The 17,188-nt window shown below is 72.6% G+C and carries 11 protein-coding genes; 3 read left to right on the top strand and 8 right to left on the bottom strand.

Going from position 1 to position 17,188, the window contains the following annotated elements; genetic code table 11:
- Positions 1 to 19: 19 nt before the first annotated feature.
- Both ACIPUC_RS10355 and ACIPUC_RS10350 read right to left on the bottom strand, forming a co-directional pair.
- The gene (locus ACIPUC_RS10355; protein ID WP_446588368.1) at positions 20 to 910 is read right to left on the bottom strand and encodes an acyl-CoA thioesterase; all 891 of its coding nucleotides are present in this window, start codon (positions 908 to 910) and stop codon (positions 20 to 22) included.
- Positions 911 to 968: 58 nt separating this feature from the next.
- Complete coding sequence (locus ACIPUC_RS10350) at positions 969 to 3,491, bottom strand: DEAD/DEAH box helicase (RefSeq protein WP_446588366.1); 2,523 nt, start codon at positions 3,489 to 3,491, stop codon at positions 969 to 971.
- Between the two features lie 157 nt (positions 3,492 to 3,648).
- On the opposite strand from ACIPUC_RS10350, the gene ACIPUC_RS10345 reads away from it, so the two are divergent.
- Entirely contained in the window at positions 3,649 to 4,440 is a 792-nt protein-coding gene (locus ACIPUC_RS10345) for a metal-dependent hydrolase (RefSeq protein ID WP_446588364.1), read from the top strand.
- Between the two features lie 49 nt (positions 4,441 to 4,489).
- Here ACIPUC_RS10345 and ACIPUC_RS10340 read toward each other — a convergent pair whose 3' ends face one another.
- The 4 genes from ACIPUC_RS10340 to ACIPUC_RS10325 all read right to left on the bottom strand — a co-directional run bounded on the left by ACIPUC_RS10340 (position 4,490) and on the right by ACIPUC_RS10325 (position 11,699).
- Entirely contained in the window at positions 4,490 to 6,271 is a 1,782-nt protein-coding gene (locus ACIPUC_RS10340; protein ID WP_446588362.1) for an ABC transporter ATP-binding protein, read from the bottom strand.
- Positions 6,268 to 8,097, bottom strand: a complete 1,830-nt coding sequence (locus tag ACIPUC_RS10335) for an ABC transporter transmembrane domain-containing protein (protein WP_446588360.1) — start codon at positions 8,095 to 8,097, stop codon at positions 6,268 to 6,270. Before ACIPUC_RS10335 ends, ACIPUC_RS10340 begins: the two co-directional genes overlap by 4 nt.
- 160 nt (positions 8,098 to 8,257) lie before the next feature.
- A complete protein-coding gene (locus ACIPUC_RS10330) occupies positions 8,258 to 11,194 on the bottom strand; it encodes an FAD-binding and (Fe-S)-binding domain-containing protein (protein WP_446588359.1) in 2,937 nt (978 codons plus the stop codon).
- A gap of 52 nt (positions 11,195 to 11,246) precedes the next feature.
- Entirely contained in the window at positions 11,247 to 11,699 is a 453-nt protein-coding gene (locus tag ACIPUC_RS10325; protein WP_446588357.1) for a MarR family winged helix-turn-helix transcriptional regulator, read from the bottom strand.
- A gap of 93 nt (positions 11,700 to 11,792) precedes the next feature.
- Between ACIPUC_RS10325 and ACIPUC_RS10320 the strand changes: the two genes are divergently transcribed.
- Positions 11,793 to 13,655 carry an ABC transporter ATP-binding protein gene (locus ACIPUC_RS10320; protein WP_446588355.1) on the top strand — a complete coding sequence of 621 codons (1,863 nt, stop codon included), beginning with the start codon at positions 11,793 to 11,795 and terminating at the stop codon, positions 13,653 to 13,655.
- A 63-nt stretch (positions 13,656 to 13,718) separates the two neighbouring features.
- Complete coding sequence (mltG, locus tag ACIPUC_RS10315) at positions 13,719 to 14,582, top strand: endolytic transglycosylase MltG (protein WP_446588353.1); 864 nt, start codon at positions 13,719 to 13,721, stop codon at positions 14,580 to 14,582.
- 24 nt (positions 14,583 to 14,606) lie between these two features.
- On the opposite strand, the gene ACIPUC_RS10310 is transcribed toward mltG, so the two are convergent.
- The gene (locus tag ACIPUC_RS10310; RefSeq protein ID WP_446588922.1) at positions 14,607 to 15,755 is read right to left on the bottom strand and encodes an FAD-dependent oxidoreductase; all 1,149 of its coding nucleotides are present in this window, start codon (positions 15,753 to 15,755) and stop codon (positions 14,607 to 14,609) included.
- Between the two features lie 19 nt (positions 15,756 to 15,774).
- Entirely contained in the window at positions 15,775 to 17,169 is a 1,395-nt protein-coding gene (locus tag ACIPUC_RS10305; RefSeq protein ID WP_446588351.1) for a cytochrome P450, read from the bottom strand.
- Positions 17,170 to 17,188 lie beyond the last annotated feature (19 nt).

Here is a 17,188-nt window from a genome sequence, read left to right as displayed (position 1 = left end):
GCTACGGGAGTCGCCCGGACTACTGGGCGGGCCGGGGAGGCGTGGCGGGGTACGGACGGAAGAGGCCTTCCTGCACCACGGAGACCAGCAGTCTGCCCTCCAGGTCGTAGATGCGGCCCCGGGCCAGGCCCCGGCCGCCGTGCGCGATGGGGGACTCCTGGTCGTACAGGAACCACTCGTCCGCCCGGAACGGCCGGTGGAACCACATGGCGTGATCGAGGCTCGCCATGTCGAAACCGCGCATCCCCCACAGGGGTTCCACCGGGATGCGCACGGCATCGAGGAGGGTCATGTCGCTGGCGTAGGTGAGGGCGCAGGTGTGCACGAGCGGGTCGTCGCCCAGCGGGCCGACCGCCCGCATCCACACGGCGCTGCGCGGGTCGGCGTCCTTGAGCTCCTCGGGAGTCCAACGGAGCCGGTTGACGTACCGGATGTCGAAGGGCTGGCGGCGGGCCATCCGCTCCAGCGACTCCGGCAGCGCCCCGAGGTGCTCGCGGATCTCGTCCGCGACCTTGGGGAGCGTCTCCGGATGGGGGACGTGGTGAGGAGGCAGCTGGTGCTCGATGCTGCCCTCCTCCGGATGGTGGAAGGAGGCGGTGAGATTGAAGATCGTCTTGCCCTGCTGGACCGCGGTGACCCGGCGCGTGGTGAAGGACCGCCCGTCGCGCACCCGCTCCACCTGGTACACGATCGGCACCCCGGGGATGCCGGGGCGCAGGAAGTACGCGTGCAGAGAGTGCACCGGGCGGTCGCTCTCCACGGTGCGGCCCGCGGAGACCAGGGCCTGGCCGGCGACCTGGCCGCCGAAGACGCGCTGGAGGGACTCCTGCGGGCTGGCGCCGCGGAAGATGTTGACCTCGATCTGCTCCAGGTCGAGCAGGTCGACGAGTCTCTCGGCGGGGTTCGTCATCAGAGGATCTCCCTGGTCACTGTGGGGTCCGGCGGGTCGGGCGGGGTGCAGCAGGCGGTCAGAGGGCTCCGAGCTCGCCGACCGAGGTGACCCGGATGACCGCCCGGCCCTCCTCGTCGGAGGCCGCCAGGTCGACCTCGGCGCTGATGCCCCAGCCATGGTCCCCGTTGGGGTCGGCGAAGGTCTGGCGGACGCGCCACAGGCCGTGCGCCGCGTCCTCCTCGATCTGGAGCAGCTTCGGGCCGCGTGCGTCGGGGCCGGTGCCGAGGTCGTCGTACTCGTCCCAGTAGCCGTCCATGGCTTCGCCCCAGGCGTCCGCGTCCCAGCCGGACTCGGCGTCCAGCTCGCCCAGCACGTTGACGTGGTCCAGGGCGGCCAGCTCCACCCGGCGGAACATGGCGTTGCGGACCAGGACGCGGAAGGCGCGCGCGTTGGCGGTGACCGGCTTGACCTGGTCGGCCTTCTCCTGGGCCTGCTCCGCCGTCTCCACCTCCGGGTTAGCCAGCTGCTCCCATTCGTCGAGCAGGCTGGAGTCCACCTGGCGGACCAGCTCGCCGAGCCATTCGATCAGGTCCTGGAGGTCCTCCGACTTGAGGTCGTCGGGGATGGTGTGGTCCAGCGCCTTGAACGCACTGGCCAGGTAGCGCAGCACGATGCCCTCGGTGCGGGCCAGCTCGTAGAAGGAGGTGAACTCGGTGAAGGTCATCGCGCGTTCGTACATGTCGCGGATGATCGACTTGGGAGAGACCGGGTGGTCGCGCACCCACGGGTGGCTCTTGGCGTACACGTCGTAGGCGTGGAAGAGCAGCTCTTCGAGCGGCTTGGGATAGGTGACGTCCTGGAGCCGCTCCATCCGCTCCTCGTACTCGATCCCGTCGGCCTTCATCTGGCCGACCGCGATGCCGCGCTCCTTGTTCTGCTGGGCGGCCAGGATCTGCCGCGGGTCGTCCAGCGTGGACTCCACGACGGACACCATGTCCAGCGCGTAGGAGGGGGACTCCGGGTCCAGCAGGTCGAAGGAGGCGAGCGCGAAGGTGGACAGCGGCTGGTTGAGCGCGAAGTCCTGCTGGAGGTCGACGGTGAGCCGGATGGTGCGGCCCTCCGCGTCCGGGGTGTCGAGCTTCTCGACCACACCGCCGTCGAGCAGCGAGCGGTAGATCGCGATAGCCCGGCGGATGTGCCGCAGCTGTGCCTTGCGCGGCTCGTGGTTGTCCTCGAGGAGGTGGCGCATCGCCTGGAAGGCATCGCCCGGACGGGCGATGACCGACAGCAGCATGATGTTGGTGACCTTGAACCGCGAGGTCAGTGCCTCCGGGTCGGCGGCGATGAGCTTCTCGAAGGTGATGTCCGACCAGGCGACGAAGCCCTCGGGAGCCTTCTTGCGCACCACCTTGCGGCGCTTCTTCGGGTCGTCGCCCGCCTTGGCAAGCGCCTTCTCGTTCTCGATGACGTGCTCGGGCGCCTGGGCGACCACATAGCCCGCCGTGTCGAAGCCGGCCCGGCCGGCGCGGCCGGCGATCTGGTGGAACTCGCGGGCGCGCAGCGTGCGGACCCGGTTGCCGTCGTACTTGGTGAGCGCGGTGAACAGCACCGTGCGGATCGGGACGTTGACACCGACGCCGAGGGTGTCGGTTCCGCAGATCACCTTCAGCAGGCCGGCCTGCGCGAGCTTCTCGACCAGGCGCCGGTACTTGGGCAGCATGCCCGCGTGGTGCACGCCGATGCCGTGCCGGACGTAGCGGGAGAGGTTCTGGCCGAACTTGGTGGTGAAGCGGAAGTTGCCGATCAGCTCTTGGATCTTGTCCTTCTCCTCGCGGGTGCACATGTTGATGCTCATGAGCGACTGCGCCCGCTCGACCGCCTGGGCCTGGGTGAAGTGCACGATGTACACCGGAGCCTGCCGGGTCTCCAGCAGCTCGGTGATCGTGTCGGTGATCGGCGTGGTCACGTACTCGTACGACAGCGGGACGGGCCGTGTCGCCGAGCGGACCACGGTGGTGGGCCGGCCGGTGCGCCGGGTCAGGTCCTCCTCGAACCGCTTCATGTCGCCGAGGGTCGCCGACATCAGGATGAACTGGGCCTGCGGCAGCTCCAGCAGCGGGATCTGCCAGGCCCAGCCGCGGTCCGGCTCGGCATAGAAGTGGAACTCGTCCATCACGACCTGGCCGATGTCGGCGTGCTTCCCGTCGCGCAGGGCGATGGAGGCCAGTACCTCGGCGGTGCAGCAGATCACCGGGGCGTCGGCGTTCACCGAGGCGTCGCCGGTCAGCATGCCGACGTTCTCGGTGCCGAAGAGCTTGCACAGGTCGAAGAACTTCTCCGACACCAGGGCCTTGATCGGGGCGGTGTAGAAGGTGACCTTGTCCTGGGCCAGGGCGGTGAAGTGCGCGCCGGCGGCGACCAGGCTCTTGCCCGAGCCGGTCGGGGTGGAAAGGATCACGTTCGCCCCGGAGACGACCTCGATCAGCGCCTCCTCCTGAGCCGGGTACAGGGAGATGCCCTGGTCCTCCGCCCACGAGGAGAAAGCCTCGAAGAGGGCGTCGGGGTCGGCGTTCGGCGGGAGCTGATCAATGAGGGTCACACCCCCCATCTTGCCTGGCTTCCCCCCGGATGAGGGAACCGGCGGACGGAAGGAAGATCATCGACGGTACGCTGTGCCGTCGAAACGGCCCAGGCGAAACCGTCGACAGGGCCCGAGCACGACATCAGACACCACACCACCGGGGCGGGGAACGACCATGATGGGTCCGGCGCATTCACTCTCGGGGGCAGCGGCCTGGCTGGGGGTGGGCGCGGCGACCGCGGCGGCCGGGCACCCCATGCCGTGGCCGGTGCTCGTCGTCGGCGCGCTGATCTGCGCCGGAGCGGCCCTCGCCCCCGACCTCGACCACAAGTCGGCGACGATCTCGCGCGCCTTCGGGCCGCTCTCCCGGGGACTGTGCGAGGTGGTCGACAAGATCTCCTACGCCGTCTACAAGGCCACCCGCTCCCCGAAGGACGCCCGCCGCACCGGCGGCCACCGCACCCTCACCCACACCTGGCTCTGGGCCGTCCTGATCGGCGGCGGCGCCTCCGCGCTCGCCGTGACCGCCGACCGCTGGGGCGTGCTCGCGCTGCTCTTCGTCCACCTCGTGCTGGCGGTGGAGGGCCTGTTGTGGCGGGCCGCCCGGATGTCCAGCGACGTCCTGGTCTGGTTGCTCGGCGCCACCAGCGCGTGGATCCTGGCCGGGGTGCTCGACCAGCCGGGCAACGGCGCGGGCTGGCTGTTCACCGGACCGGGCCAGGAGTACCTCTGGCTCGGCCTGCCGATCCTGCTGGGCGCCCTCGTCCACGACATCGGCGACGCCCTGACGGTCTCCGGCTGCCCCGTCCTGTGGCCCCTCCCGATAGCGGGCAAGCGCTGGTACCCGATCGGCCCGCCGAAGATGATGCGCTTCCGCGCCGGCAGCTGGGTGGAGCTCAAGCTCCTCATGCCGGTGTTCGTCCTGCTGGGCGGCTTCGGCGGAGCTTCGGCCCTCGGCTTCATCTAGGCGGACGACTTCCCGCGGGGGCGGCCGGACCGCCCCCGCGGAACGCGGCTCACCCGTGCCAGGAGCGCCACAGGGCCGCGTACGCGCCATCGGCCGCGACCAGTTCGTCGTGCGAGCCGAGTTCGCTGATCCGGCCGCCCTCGACCACCGCGATCACGTCCGCGTCATGCGCGGTGTGCAGCCGGTGGGCGATCGCGATGACCGTTCGCCCGTCCAGCACCCGGGCCAGTGACCGCTCCAGGTGCCGCGCGGCCCGCGGGTCCAGCAGCGAGGTCGCCTCGTCCAGCACCAGCGTGTGCGGGTCCGCCAGCACCAGCCGGGCCAGCGCGATCTGCTGCGCCTGGGCCGGGGTCAGCGCCGTCCCGCCGGAACCGACCCCGGTGTCCAGACCGGACTCCAGGGCGCGCGCCCAGCCGTCCGCGTCCACCGCGCCCAGCGCCGCCCACAACTCGGCGTCCGCGGCGCCCGCCCTGGCCAGCCGCAGGTTGTCCCGCAGCGAGCCCACGAACACGTGGTGCTCCTGGTTGACCAGCGCCACGTGCTCGCGCACCCGCTCCGCCGGCATCTGCGACAGCCGCGCCCCGCCGAGGGTGATCTCACCGGTGCGCGGCGCGTAGATGCCCGCGAGCAGCCGGCCCAGTGTGGACTTGCCCGCGCCCGAGGGGCCGACGAGCGCCATCCGGGTGCCCGGCGGCACGGACATCGACACCTCGTGCAGTACGTCCACGCCCTCCCGGTAGCCGAAGCGCACGTCGTCCGCCCGTACGTCCCGGCCGTCGGGCCCCCCCTTCGGGTCCCCGGCGTCCGGCTCGATCTCCCGCACGCCCACCAGCCGGGCCAGCGACACCTGGGCGATCTGCAGCTCGTCGTACCAGCGCAGGATCAGGCCGATCGGATCGACCATCATCTGGGCCAGCAGCGCACCCGTGGTCAGCTGCCCCACTGACATCCAGCCCCGCAGGACGCAGTAGCCGCCGATCATCAGCACGGAGCCGAGGATCGTCATGTAGGTGACGTTGACGACCGGGAACAGGACCGTCCGCAGGAACAGCGTGTACCGCTCCCACGCCGTCCACTCCTTGATCCGGCGCTCCGACAGCGCGATCCGCTCCGGCCCGAGGCGGTGCGCCTCGACCGTGCGGCCCGCGTCCACCGTCTCGGTGAGCGCGGACGCGACCGCCGCGTATCCGGCCGCCTCCGAGCGGTACGCCGAGGGCGCCCGCCGGAAGTACCAGCGGCAGCCGAGCACGAGCACCGGCAGCGCCAGCAGCGCGGCCAGCGCCAGTGGCGGCGCGGTCACGGCCAGCGCCCCGTAGAGCAGCCCCGCCCACACCACGCCGATGGCCAGCTGCGGCACGGCTTCGCGCATCGCGTTGGCCAGCCGGTCGATGTCGGTGGTGATCCGCGACAGCAGGTCACCGGTACCGGCCCGTTCCAGTACGCCCGGCGGCAGCCCCACCGACCGCACCAGGAAGTCCTCGCGCAGATCCGCGAGCATCTCCTCGCCGAGCATCGCCCCGCGCAGCCGGACCAGCCGCACGAAGAAGGTCTGCACGGCGAGCGCCAGCGCGAACAGCAGCGCCACGCGCCCGAGATGGAGCTCGCGGGCCCCCGCCGCGAGATCGTCCACGACCCGGCCCAGCAGGTACGGGCCGGCCATGGAGGCGATCACCGCGACCGCGTTGACCGTCACGAGCACCACGAAGGCCCGCCGGTGGCGCCGGAACAGGCCGCGCACATAGCCCCGTACGGTCGCCGACGTGCCCACGGGCAGGGTCGCGGCCGACTCGGGGGCCGCCGGATCGTGATCGGGCCGTGCCACGCCGATCATGCGGATTCCTCGATTTCTGTGAGTGCTTCGTCCAGTTGTGCCAGGTCCACCCGGGCGATCCGCTGCTCGTCCTCCGTCTCGCGGGTGACCACCGCGCGGTAGAGCGGTTCGCGGTGCAGCAGCTCGCGGTGCGTACCCGCCGCCGCCACCGCGCCCTCGTGGACGAGGACCACCCGGTCGGCCCGGTCCAGCAGGAGCGGCGAGGACGCCAGAACCACCGTGGTGCGCCCGGCGCGCAGCGCCGCGATCCCGTCCGCGATCCGTGCCTCGGTGTGCGAGTCGACCGCCGAGGTCGGCTCGTCCAGCACCAGCACGTCCGGGTCCGTGACCAGGGACCGCGCCAGGGCCAGGCGCTGGCGCTGCCCGCCGGACAGCGACCGGCCGCGCTCGGTGATCCGCGCGTCCATCGGATCGCCGACCCCGTCCGGCGCCGACTGGAGCAGTGCGTCCAGCACGTCCGCGCACTGGGCCGCCGCCAGGGCGGCGCCTGGCTCGACCGTCCCGGGGGCCGGCACGGCGAACAGCTCGCGCAGGGTTCCGGACAGCAGCACCGGATCCTTGTCCTGCACGAGGACCAGCCTGCGCGCGGTGTCCAGTTCGAGCTCGTCCAGCGCGACTGCGCCGAGGAGCACCGAGGGCCCGTCGGCTGCCGCGTCCATGGGATGGCCGCCGAGCCGCTCCGCGAGCCGTCCCGCCAGGTCCGGGTCCCCGCACACGACGGCGGTGAACCGGCCTGCCCGGGCCAGCAGCCCGGTCTCCGGGTCGTACAGGTCCCCGCCCGGAGCGGGAGCCTTCGGCGCGACGGCGGCGGCCGGCCGCTCGGCGGCGTCCGTACGGGTCAGCGACAGCACCCGGGCGGCCCGCGTGGCGGAGGGCCGAGAGAAGGAGTACGCCATGGCGATCTCCTCGAAGTGCCGCAGCGGGTAGAGCATCGTCGCCACCGCGCTGAACGCGGCGACGAGTTCACCCACCGCGATGCGCCCGTCCACCACCAGCGTGGCGCCGTACCAGACCACCGTGATCAGCAGCGCGCCCGGCAGGAGCACCTGGATCGCGGAGATCAGCGCCCACATCCGGGCGCTGCGCACGGCCGCCTCGCGGACCTCCTGGGAGGCCTCGCGGTACCGGCCGAGGAACAGTTCCTCGCCGCCGATGCCCCGCAGCACCCGCAGGCCCGCGACGGTGTCGGAGGCCAGCTCGGTCGCCTTGCCCGCCTTCTCCCGCTGGATGTCGGCGCGTTGGGTGGCGCGGGGCAGCAGCGGCAGCGCCGCCAGGGCGACCAGCGGTACGCCGATGGCCACGACGACGCCCAGGTCGGGTGCGTAGAACAGCAGGCCGGCGCAGAGGAGGACGACGGCGAACAGCGCGGCCAGGAAGCGAGAGACGGCCTCGACGAACCAGCCGATCTTCTCGACGTCCCCGGTGGAGACCGCGACCACCTCGCCCGCGGCGACCCGGCGGGTCAGCGCGGAGCCCAGTTCGGCGGTCTTGCGCGCCAGCAGCTGCTGCACGCGTGCCGCGGCGGTGATCCAGTTGGTGACGGCGGTGCGGTGCAGCATGGCGTCGCCGACCGAGATGGCGACACCCAGCAGCGCCAGCAGCCCGCCGACGAGCAGCAGCCGGGTGGAGTCGCGGTCGACGACCGCGTCGACGCCCGAGCCCACCGCGTACGGGAGTCCGGCGATTCCGGAGAAGTGCACCAGTCCCCAGCACAGGCTCTTGAACTGTCCGCCCAGCTGGCCCCGGCCCAGCCACAGCAGGAAACGGGGACCGGAGCGAGCGTCAGGTACCCCGGGATCCGCATACGGAAGATCGCTGATCTGCATGACGCCCCATGACTGCTCGAGTGGTCCAAACCGTGCAAGGTTCGCCTTCCGGACCGGAGCCGGGCAATCGGTTTTCCGTCGGCGGAGGCGTGCCGTACGCGGCTTTGCGGGCACGTCGGACGCGGGAGCAGCAGGTCAGGTGGGGCGCGCGCACCGGCGCTCACGGGCGCGTGGCGTGCTCCAGTTCGAGCAGAACCGAGGAGTAGGAGCGTCCGGTCGCCCGGTCCATCCCCACCTCGCACATCCGGTTCGCCGACAGGTGCGCGTCGAAGGGCCGGGCCGTCACCTCGGCCGCCTCGCGTGCCGTCGCCGAGGCCGTCAGCTCGGGGTGCAGCATGCCCCGGTCTCCAGCGAAGGCGCAGCACCCCAGGTCGTCGGGGACCACCACCTCGTCGGCGCACGCCGCGGCGACGGCCCGCAGCTGCGCCTCGTCGCCCAAGTGCCGCATCGAGCAGGTGGGGTGGAGGACGGCGGAGCCCACCGTGCGGCGGATCTCCAGGTGCGGAAGCAGCTCCTCGGCCGCCCAGACGACCGAGTCGACGATCCGCAGCTCCGCGTGCAGGGCCCGGTTCTCCTCCGTCAGGAAGGGGACCACCTCGTGCGCGATGCCCAGCGTGCAGGAGGAGGCGTCGACGACCAGGGGCAGCCGCCCGCCCGCGGTCCAGCCCCATGCCGACTCGACGATGCGGTTGGCCATCACCCGGTTCCCCGCCTCGTAGCCCTTGGAGTGCCAGATCGTCGCGCAGCAGGTGCCGGTCACGTCCCGCGGGATCCACACGGGCCTCCCGGCCCGCTCCGACACCGCGACCACGGCCTCCGGCAGGGACGGGCCGGGCCGGGCGTCGGGATTGCCGAAGATCCGGTTGACGCAGGACGGGTAGTACACGGCCGAGGCGCCGGCCCGCCGGGTGACGGGGAGCCCGCGTGCGGCGGCGCCGGGAATCTGCGGCAGCCACCGCGGAACCAGGTCCGGTCGTACGGCTTTGCGCGCGGCCCCCGTGACCGCGGCGAGCAGCCCGTCCCCGATCCGGTCCGGCAGCCGGCCGGCGGCGGCCACGGCCAGCCGGGCGGCGGCCTCCACCGCCCCGAACCGCTCCGCGGCCAGGGCGGCGGCGCGCTCCTCGCGGGGGCTGTGCCGGCGGTGGCGGAAGTCCCTCATCAGCGCGCCGGTGTCGATGCCCACCGGGCAGGCGAGCTTGCAGGTGGAATCGCCCGCGCAGGTGTCGACGGCGTCGTAGCCGTAGGAGTCGAGGAGCCCGTCGAGCACCCTGGAGCCGGGCTGCTGGCGCATCATCTCGCGGCGCAGCACGATCCGCTGGCGCGGAGTGGTCGTCAGGTCCTCGCTGGGGCAGGTCGGTTCGCAGAACCCGCACTCGATGCACGGGTCGGCCACCGCCTCCACCCGCGGGATCGTCTTCAGCCCGCGCAGGTGGGCCTGCGGGTCGCGGTCGAGGAGGATGCGCGGGGCGAGCACCCCGTCCGGGTCGACGACGCGCTTCGTGCGCCACATCAGCTCGGTCGCCTTGGGCCCCCACTCGAGTTCCAGGAACGGCGCCATGTTGCGTCCGGTGGAGTGCTCGGCCTTCAGGGAGCCGTCGAACCGCTCCACGGTCAGCCGGCAGAAGGCGTCCATGAAGGCCGCGTACCGCTCGACGTCGGCCGGGTTCGCGGCGTCGAAGGCGAGCAGGAAGTGCAGGTTGCCGTGGGCGGCGTGCCCGGCGACGGCCGCGTCGAAGCCGTGCCGCGCCTGGAGTTCGAGGAGCGCCGCACAGGCTTCGGCGAGGCGCGGCGGCGGTACCGCGAAGTCCTCGGTGATCAGGGTGGTGCCGGGGGCGCGGGCGCCGCCCACGGCGGTGACGAAGGCCTTGCGGGCCTTCCAGTAGCCGTTGATGGTGTGCGCGTCCCGGGTGAAGGCGTTGGTGACCGAGGCCACCGGCGCCACCAGGTCGAGCCCGGTGAGCAGCTGCGCCGCCCGGCTCTCGTACGCGTCCCGCCCGGCCTCGTCCGGAGCGCGGAACTCCACGAGCAGGGCGGTGGTGTCCTTGGGCAGGTCCGCCCAGTCGGCGGGCACGCCCGCGACGCTGACCGAGGCGCGCAGCGTGTTGCCGTCCATCAGCTCCACTGCGAGGGCGCCCGCCTCGTTGAAGAGGGGCACGGCCGCGGCCGCGGCGGGGAGCGAGGGGAAGAACAGCAGGGCCGAGCAGAGTTCGCGGTCCAGGGGGAGGGTGTCGAAGACGAGCTCGGAGATGAAGCCGAGGGTGCCCTCCGAGCCGACCGCCAGCCCGCGCAGGATCTCCACGGGGGTGGTGCCGTCCAGATAGGCGTCCAGCCGGTAGCCCGTGGTGTTCTTGATCTCGTACTTGGCGCGGATCCGGGCCACCAGTTCCGCGTCGGCCTCGATCTCCTTCTTGATCTCCATCAGCCCGTGGCACAGGGCGGGCTCGGCGCGCGCCAGCTCCTCGTCGGCCAGCGGGTCCGCCGTGTCGACGACGGTGCCGCCCGGGAGGACGAGGGTGAGCGAGGAGAGCGTGCGGTACGAGTTCCTGGTGGTGCCCGCCGTCATGCCCGAGGCGTTGTTGGCGACGACGCCGCCGAGGGTGCAGGCGAGGGCGCTGGCCGGATCGGGGCCGAGGACGCGGCCGTACCGGGCGAGGGCGGCATTGGCCCGCAGAACGGTGGTGCCGGGCCGGATCCGGGCGCGCCGACCGCCTTCCAGCACCTCGACGCCGGCCCAGTGGCGGCGTACGTCGACCAGGATGTCCTCGCCCTGGGCCTGGCCGTTGAGCGAGGTGCCGGCGGCGCGGAAGACGACCTCGCGCTGCCGGCCGCGGGCGTAGGAGAGGACGGCGGAGACGTCGTCGATGTCCTCGGCGACCACCACGACCTGGGGGACGAAGCGGTAGGGGGAGGCGTCGGAGGCGTAGCGGACCAGGTCGGAGACCTTCCACAGGACCTTCTCGGCGCCCAGCAGTTCGGTCAGTTCGGTGCGCAGCGGTTCCGGGGTGCCGGCGGCCCGGTGGTCCGGCAGCCGGTCGTGGGCGGGGCCGCTGACACTGCGCGGGCGCAGGGCCCCCGGCTTCGGCTCCAGCAGCGGCATGTGCGACCCCTCGCCTCACTCGCGGCCCGCGCAGTTGTGGCCGGCCTCGTCGTCAGCAGCTGCGCTCCGCCGGGGCGTCCGACAGGGCGTTCAGCAGACCGCCGAGCACCTCGCGCTGATCGGCGGTCAATGGAGCCAGGATCTCCTCTGCCGCGTCGGTTCGCGCGTTGCGCAGACGGCGCAGCGTGGCGCGGCCGGTGTCGGTGAGCTCGATCCGGATGACCCTGCGGTTCGCGGGGTCGGGCGCCCGCCGCACGCAGTCGGCCGCCTCCAGGCCGTCCACCAGGGTGGTCACGGCGCGGGGCACCACCTCCAGGCGGGCCGCGAGATCCGCCATTCGGGGTGCCGGATCGCCCTCGTAGTGCGAGACCAGGCGCAGGAGCCGACTCTGGGCGGGAGTGATCCCGAGCGGTTCCATGTGGCGCTTCTGGATCCGGTGGAGCCTGCGCGTCAGGCGGAGCAGCTGTTCGGCGAGGAGGCGATCGGTGTCGGAGGCGGAGCTCATGCGGGAACAATAACAGGATGCCGTTCATTGTGAGTATAGGTAACAATGACCTATGCTCCAATGGCCTTGACCTCCGACCCCGAGAGGGTGCCCATGCGTCACGACGAACCGAAGTGGACCCCATCGAAGGAAGCCCTCGACCCGAGCCGTCCCGCCCCGGCGGAGCAGCCGCGCGAGCTCGGCCGGATCGTCGGACTCTTCCGCCCGTACCGCGGCCGCCTCGCCGTCGTCGGCCTGCTGGTCGGCGCCTCCTCGCTGGTCGGCGTCGCCTCGCCGTTCCTGCTCAAGGAGATCCTCGACGTCGCGATCCCGCAGGGCCGCACCGGGCTGCTCAGCCTGCTCGCGCTCGGCATGATCCTCACCGCCGTCGTCACCAGCGTCTTCGGCGTGCTCCAGACCCTGATCTCCACCACGGTGGGCCAGCGCGTCATGCACGACCTGCGCACCGCCGTCTACGCGCAGCTCCAGCGGATGCCGCTGGCCTTCTTCACCCGGACCCGCACCGGCGAGGTGCAGTCCCGCATAGCCAACGACATCGGCGGCATGCAGGCCACCGTCACCTCCACCGCGACCTCCCTCGTCTCCAACCTGACGGCGGTCGTCGCCTCCGTCGTCGCCATGCTCGCCCTCGACTGGCGGCTCACCCTCGTCTCGCTGCTCCTGCTCCCGGTCTTCGTGTGGATCAGCCGGCGGGTCGGCCGCGAGCGCAAGAAGATCACCACCCGGCGGCAGAAGCAGATGGCCGCCATGGCCGCGACCGTCACCGAGTCGCTGTCGGTGAGCGGGATCCTGCTGGGCCGCACGATGGGCCGTTCCGAGTCCCTCACCGCCGCGTTCTCCGAGGAGTCGGAGAAGCTCGTCAGCCTCGAAGTGCGCTCCAGCATGGCCGGGCGCTGGCGGATGTCCACCATCGGCATCGTCATGGCCGCCATGCCCGCGCTCATCTACTGGGCCGCCGGCATGGCCCTCCAGACGGGCGCCCCCTCGCTCTCCGTCGGCACCCTCGTCGCCTTCGTGACCCTCCAGCAGGGCCTGTTCCGGCCCGCCGTCAGCCTGCTGTCGACCGGCGTGCAGATCCAGACCTCGCTCGCCCTGTTCTCCCGCATCTTCGAGTACCTCGACCTGCCGGTGGACATCACCGAGCGCGCCGACCCGGTACGCCTGGACCGGGCCGAGGGCGAGGTCCGGCTGGAGGACGTGCACTTCGCGTACGACGCGAAGAGCGGCCCGACCCTCACGGGAATCGACATCACCGTCCCGGCAGGCGGCTCGCTCGCCGTGGTCGGCCCGACCGGCTCCGGCAAGAGCACGCTCAGCTACCTCGTGCCCCGGCTCTACGACGTCACCGGCGGACGGGTCGCCCTCGACGGGGTGGACGTGCGCGACCTCGACTTCGACTCGCTGGCCCGGTCGATCGGCGTGGTCTCGCAGGAGACCTACCTGTTCCACGCCTCGGTCGCGGACAACCTGCGCTTCGCGAAGCCGGACGCGACGGACGAGGAGATCACCGAGGCGGCCCGGGCCGCCCAGATCCACGACCACATCGAGTCCCTGCCCGACGGGTACGAGACCCTGGTGGGCGAGCGCGGCTACCGCTTCTCCGGTGGCGAGAAGCAGCGCCTCGCGATCGCCCGCACCATCCTGCGGGACCCGCCCGTGCTGATCCTGGACGAGGCCACCAGTGCCCTCGACACCCGCACCGAGCACGCCGTCCAGCGGGCCATCGACAACCTCTCCCAGGGCCGCACCACCATCACCATCGCGCACCGCCTGTCCACGGTCCGCGACGCCGACCAGATCGTGGTCCTGGACGGGGGGCGCATAGTCGAGCGCGGCACCCACGAGGAACTGCTGAAGGCGGACGGCCGGTACGCCGCCCTGGTCCGCCGGGACCGGGACGCCGCGCTGCCGCCGGAGTCGGCGCCGGAAGCCGAGCTGGCTCCGGTGAATGTGTGACCGTATGACCGGCGCACGGACTGGATGCCGGACTTAGGGCGATGTGCGGGTTAGCGTTCCCGCATGCGTCATGAGTACCGGCCGCCACAGCGCCGTTCCCGGCTCACTCGCCGGGGCCGGCTGGCGCTCTTCTTCGGCACGCTGCTCGTGATCGGGGCGGTCACCCTGGTCCCGCTGCTGAGGGGTGGTGAAGCCCCCGAGAAGCCACGGCAGTTGTTGATCCCCGAAGGCTGGCGGGCGTCCCAGGTGTACGCGGCGATCGACCGCGAGCTGAAGCTGCGGCCCGGTTCCGCCAAGGCGGCCGTGGCCACCGCGGACCTGGCGCTGCCCGCCGAGGCGAAGGGCAACCCGGAGGGCTACCTCTTCCCGGCCGCCTACCCGCTGACCTCGACGACCACCCCGGGCATGCTGCTCGCCGCCATGGTGCGGACGGCGAACGAGAAGCTCGCCACCCGGGCCGTCGCGGACGGCGGCAGGGCCCACGGGATGACCCCCTACCAGACCGCCACCCTGGCCAGCATCATCGAGGCGGAGGCCGGCAGCCGCGCCGACATGGGCAAGGTCGCGCGGGTGGTGCACAACCGGCTGGCGAAGTCGATGCCGCTCCAGATGGACTCCACCATCAACTACGCGCTGAACCGCAGCACCGTGGACACCACCCTCAGCGACACCCGGATCGACAGCCCCTTCAACAGCTACGAACGCCAGGGACTGCCGCCCACGCCGATCGACAGCCCCGGACTGGAGGCCATGACGGCCGCGGTCGCGCCGACACCCGGTGACTGGCTGTTCTTCGTCACCGTGAAACCGGGGGACACCCGCTACTCGGCGACGTACGAGGAGCACAAGAAGCACGTGGCGGACTTCAACCGGATCCGCGCCCGCGCGGGCTCCCGCCCGACCCAGGGGGCCGCTGCCGGGAAATGAGGGCCGACGGGCGGACGGAACCGGCTACGTGTACGCGACCCCCGACGCGTGCGAGGCGGACACCCCGGCCCGGGAGGTCCCCCTCGAGGAGCCGCCGGCGCCGTCAAGGCCCGTCGGCCCGGTCAGCAGCCGACGGATCTCGCGGACCGCGGCCCTGCCCGCGCGATGGGCGCCGATGGTCGACGCCGACGGGCCGTAGCCGACGAGGTGGATCCGCTCGTCGCGCACGGCCCTGGTCCCCTCGACCCGGATGCCGCCGCCCGGCTCGCGCAGGCGCAGCGGGGCCAGGTGGTCGACGGCCGCGCGGAAGCCGGTCGCCCACAGGATGACGTCCGCCTCCACCCGGCTGCCGTCGGCCCAGGCGGCGCCCGTGCGGGTGATCCGGTCGAACATGGGCCGGCGCTCCAGCACCCCCGAGTCGAGTCCGGCCCGTACGGCCGCGTTCAGCGGGAGCCCCGTCACGCTGACCACGCTCTGCGGCGGCAGTCCCCGGCGGACGCGCTCGTCCACCAGGGCGACCGCGGCCCGGCCTTCGGCCTCGCCGAAGCTCCCGTCGCGGAAGACCGGGGGCCGCCTGGTCACCCAGGTGGTCTCCGCTGCCACCTGCGCCGTCTCCAACAGGTGTTGCACCGCCGAGGTGCCGCCGCCCACGACGATCACCCGTGCTCCGGCGAACTCCTGGGGGCCCGGGTAGTTCGCGGTGTGCAGCTGCCGGCCGCGGAACGTCTCCTGCCCCTGGTAGCGCGGCCAGAACGGCCGGTCCCAGGTTCCGGTGGCGTTGATCAGGGCCCGGGCGGACCAGGTGCCGGCCGAGGACTCGACCAGGAGCCGCCCGTCGGCGCCGGCGCGGACCGCCGAGACGTCCACGGGCCGCCGTACGCGCAGGCCGAAGCGGTCCTCGTAGGCGGCGAAGTACTCCCCGATCACCTCGGAGGAGGGCCGCAGCGGGTCGGCGCCGGTCAGCTCCATGCCGGGCAGCGCGTGCATCCCGTGGACCCGGCCGTAGGTGAGCGAGGGCCAGCGGAACTGCCAGGCCCCGCCCGGACGGGGCGCGTGGTCCAGGACCACGTGGTCGATCCCCGCCCGGGCCAGGTGGTACGCGCTGGACAACCCCGCCTGCCCGGCCCCGACCACCATCACGTCCACGTCCACGGCGGCGGCCGCGTCCCGCATCACATTGTTCACAGTTCTACTAACTGTCGGGCGCGGCCGGATCTTCCCCGGCAGGGCCCCGGGCCGGGCGCAGCGTCGCCCGCACCGGTCCGGACGGCTGCAGGGTGAGCCCCGGGAAGACGCCGGCCCGCTCGCTCCCGCTGTCCAGGTGGAACCGCTGCGCCAGCACGGCCAGCACGAGCGCCGCCTCCACCAGCGCGAACCGTGCGCCCAGACAGGCCCGCGGGCCGCCGCCGAAAGGGATCCAGGCGTGCTCGGGCGCCGGATGCGCGGCGTCCGCATCCCACCGCTCGGGCCGGAAGGCCTCCGGATCGGGGAACCAGCGCTTGTCCCGGTGCATCGACCACGGGCTGGTCCACACCCCGGTCCCGGCGGGTACCGGCCGCCCGCCGATGCTCGCGCCCTCCTGGGCCACCGCCGAGATCAGCCAGATCGGCGGATAGATCCGCAGCGACTCCTTGACCACCTGCTGGGTCCAGGTGAGCCGCGCGTAGTCGTCGTACGTCGGCAGCCGCCCGCCGAGCACCCGGTCCAGCTCCCCGGTCAGCCGGGCCCGCGCCTCGGGCGCCCCGGACAGCAGCTGCCAGGCCCAGGTCAGGGTGGTCGAGGTGGTCTCGTGGCCGCCGATGTAGAGGGTGATCGACTCGTCCCGCAGCTCCTTGCGGGACAGCGGCGCGCCCTGTTCGTCGCGGGCCGCGAGCAGCCGGCTCAGCAGGTCGTCCCGCTCTGCCCCGGCCGCCGAGGCCGCCTCGTGCTCCCGTATGACGTGCTCGATCTCCCGGTCCAGGACGGCCACCGCCTCCCGCATCCGGCGCCGGCCCGGCGTCCGCACCCACGGCGGCAGGAACAGCGTCACGCCCCGGAACTCGGCCCCCAGCTCCCGCTGGGCCGTGGCCATGGCCGCGCTGATGGGCGCCTCCCGGCCGGCGGCGTCGCTCCCGAACAGCGTGCGCACCGCGATCCGCTGGGTGAGCCCGGCCATCTCCCGGTGCACGTCGATCCGGTCGCCCTCGCGCCAGCTCCGGGACAGCGCGTCCGCGCACTCCACCATCGTGGCGGCGTACGAGCGCACTTGGCGCGGCCGCACGGCCGGCTGGACCAGGGCGCGCTTGCGCCGCCAGTCGTCCCCGGTGGCCACGACGACCCCGTCGCCCAGCAACTGGTGGAAGGCCCAGCCCAGTTCCATCGGCTTGAAGGTGCCCTCCACGGCCCCGAGCAGCTCGCCGGCGTGCTCGGGACGCGAGATCAGGACGTTGCGCTTCGGCCCGAGGGTCCACGGCACCCAGTCCCCGTAGTCGTCGCGCAGCGACTCGAAGAAGGCCAGTGGGTCGCGGGCGAAGGCGGGCAGATTCCCGAGCAGGGGCCACTGGCGCGGCCCGCTCCCGGCGCCCCGGGGCAGCGTGGTGGCGGTCACGCAGGCATCGTGGCAGCCA

The sequence above is a fragment of the Streptomyces sp. LARHCF249 genome, assembly GCF_052871255.1.
Note: the sequence above shows the minus strand (reverse complement) of the source record. Positions and strands in the feature narration are given on the sequence as shown.

Bases quoted from the DNA above. Each gene is read 5' to 3' on its own strand.
- ACIPUC_RS10355 (WP_446588368.1), bottom strand. From the start codon at position 910: ATGACGAACCCCGCCGAGAGACTCGTCGACCTGCTCGACCTGGAGCAG.
- ACIPUC_RS10345 (WP_446588364.1), top strand. From the start codon at position 3,649: ATGATGGGTCCGGCGCATTCACTCTCGGGGGCAGCGGCCTGGCTGGGG.
- ACIPUC_RS10340 (WP_446588362.1), bottom strand. From the start codon at position 6,271: ATGATCGGCGTGGCACGGCCCGATCACGATCCGGCGGCCCCCGAGTCG.
- ACIPUC_RS10335 (WP_446588360.1), bottom strand. From the start codon at position 8,097: ATGCAGATCAGCGATCTTCCGTATGCGGATCCCGGGGTACCTGACGCT.
- ACIPUC_RS10330 (WP_446588359.1), bottom strand. From the start codon at position 11,194: ATGCCGCTGCTGGAGCCGAAGCCGGGGGCCCTGCGCCCGCGCAGTGTC.
- ACIPUC_RS10325 (WP_446588357.1), bottom strand. From the start codon at position 11,699: ATGAGCTCCGCCTCCGACACCGATCGCCTCCTCGCCGAACAGCTGCTC.
- ACIPUC_RS10320 (WP_446588355.1), top strand. From the start codon at position 11,793: ATGCGTCACGACGAACCGAAGTGGACCCCATCGAAGGAAGCCCTCGAC.
- mltG (WP_446588353.1), top strand. From the start codon at position 13,719: ATGCGTCATGAGTACCGGCCGCCACAGCGCCGTTCCCGGCTCACTCGC.
- ACIPUC_RS10310 (WP_446588922.1), bottom strand. From the start codon at position 15,755: ATGCGGGACGCGGCCGCCGCCGTGGACGTGGACGTGATGGTGGTCGGG.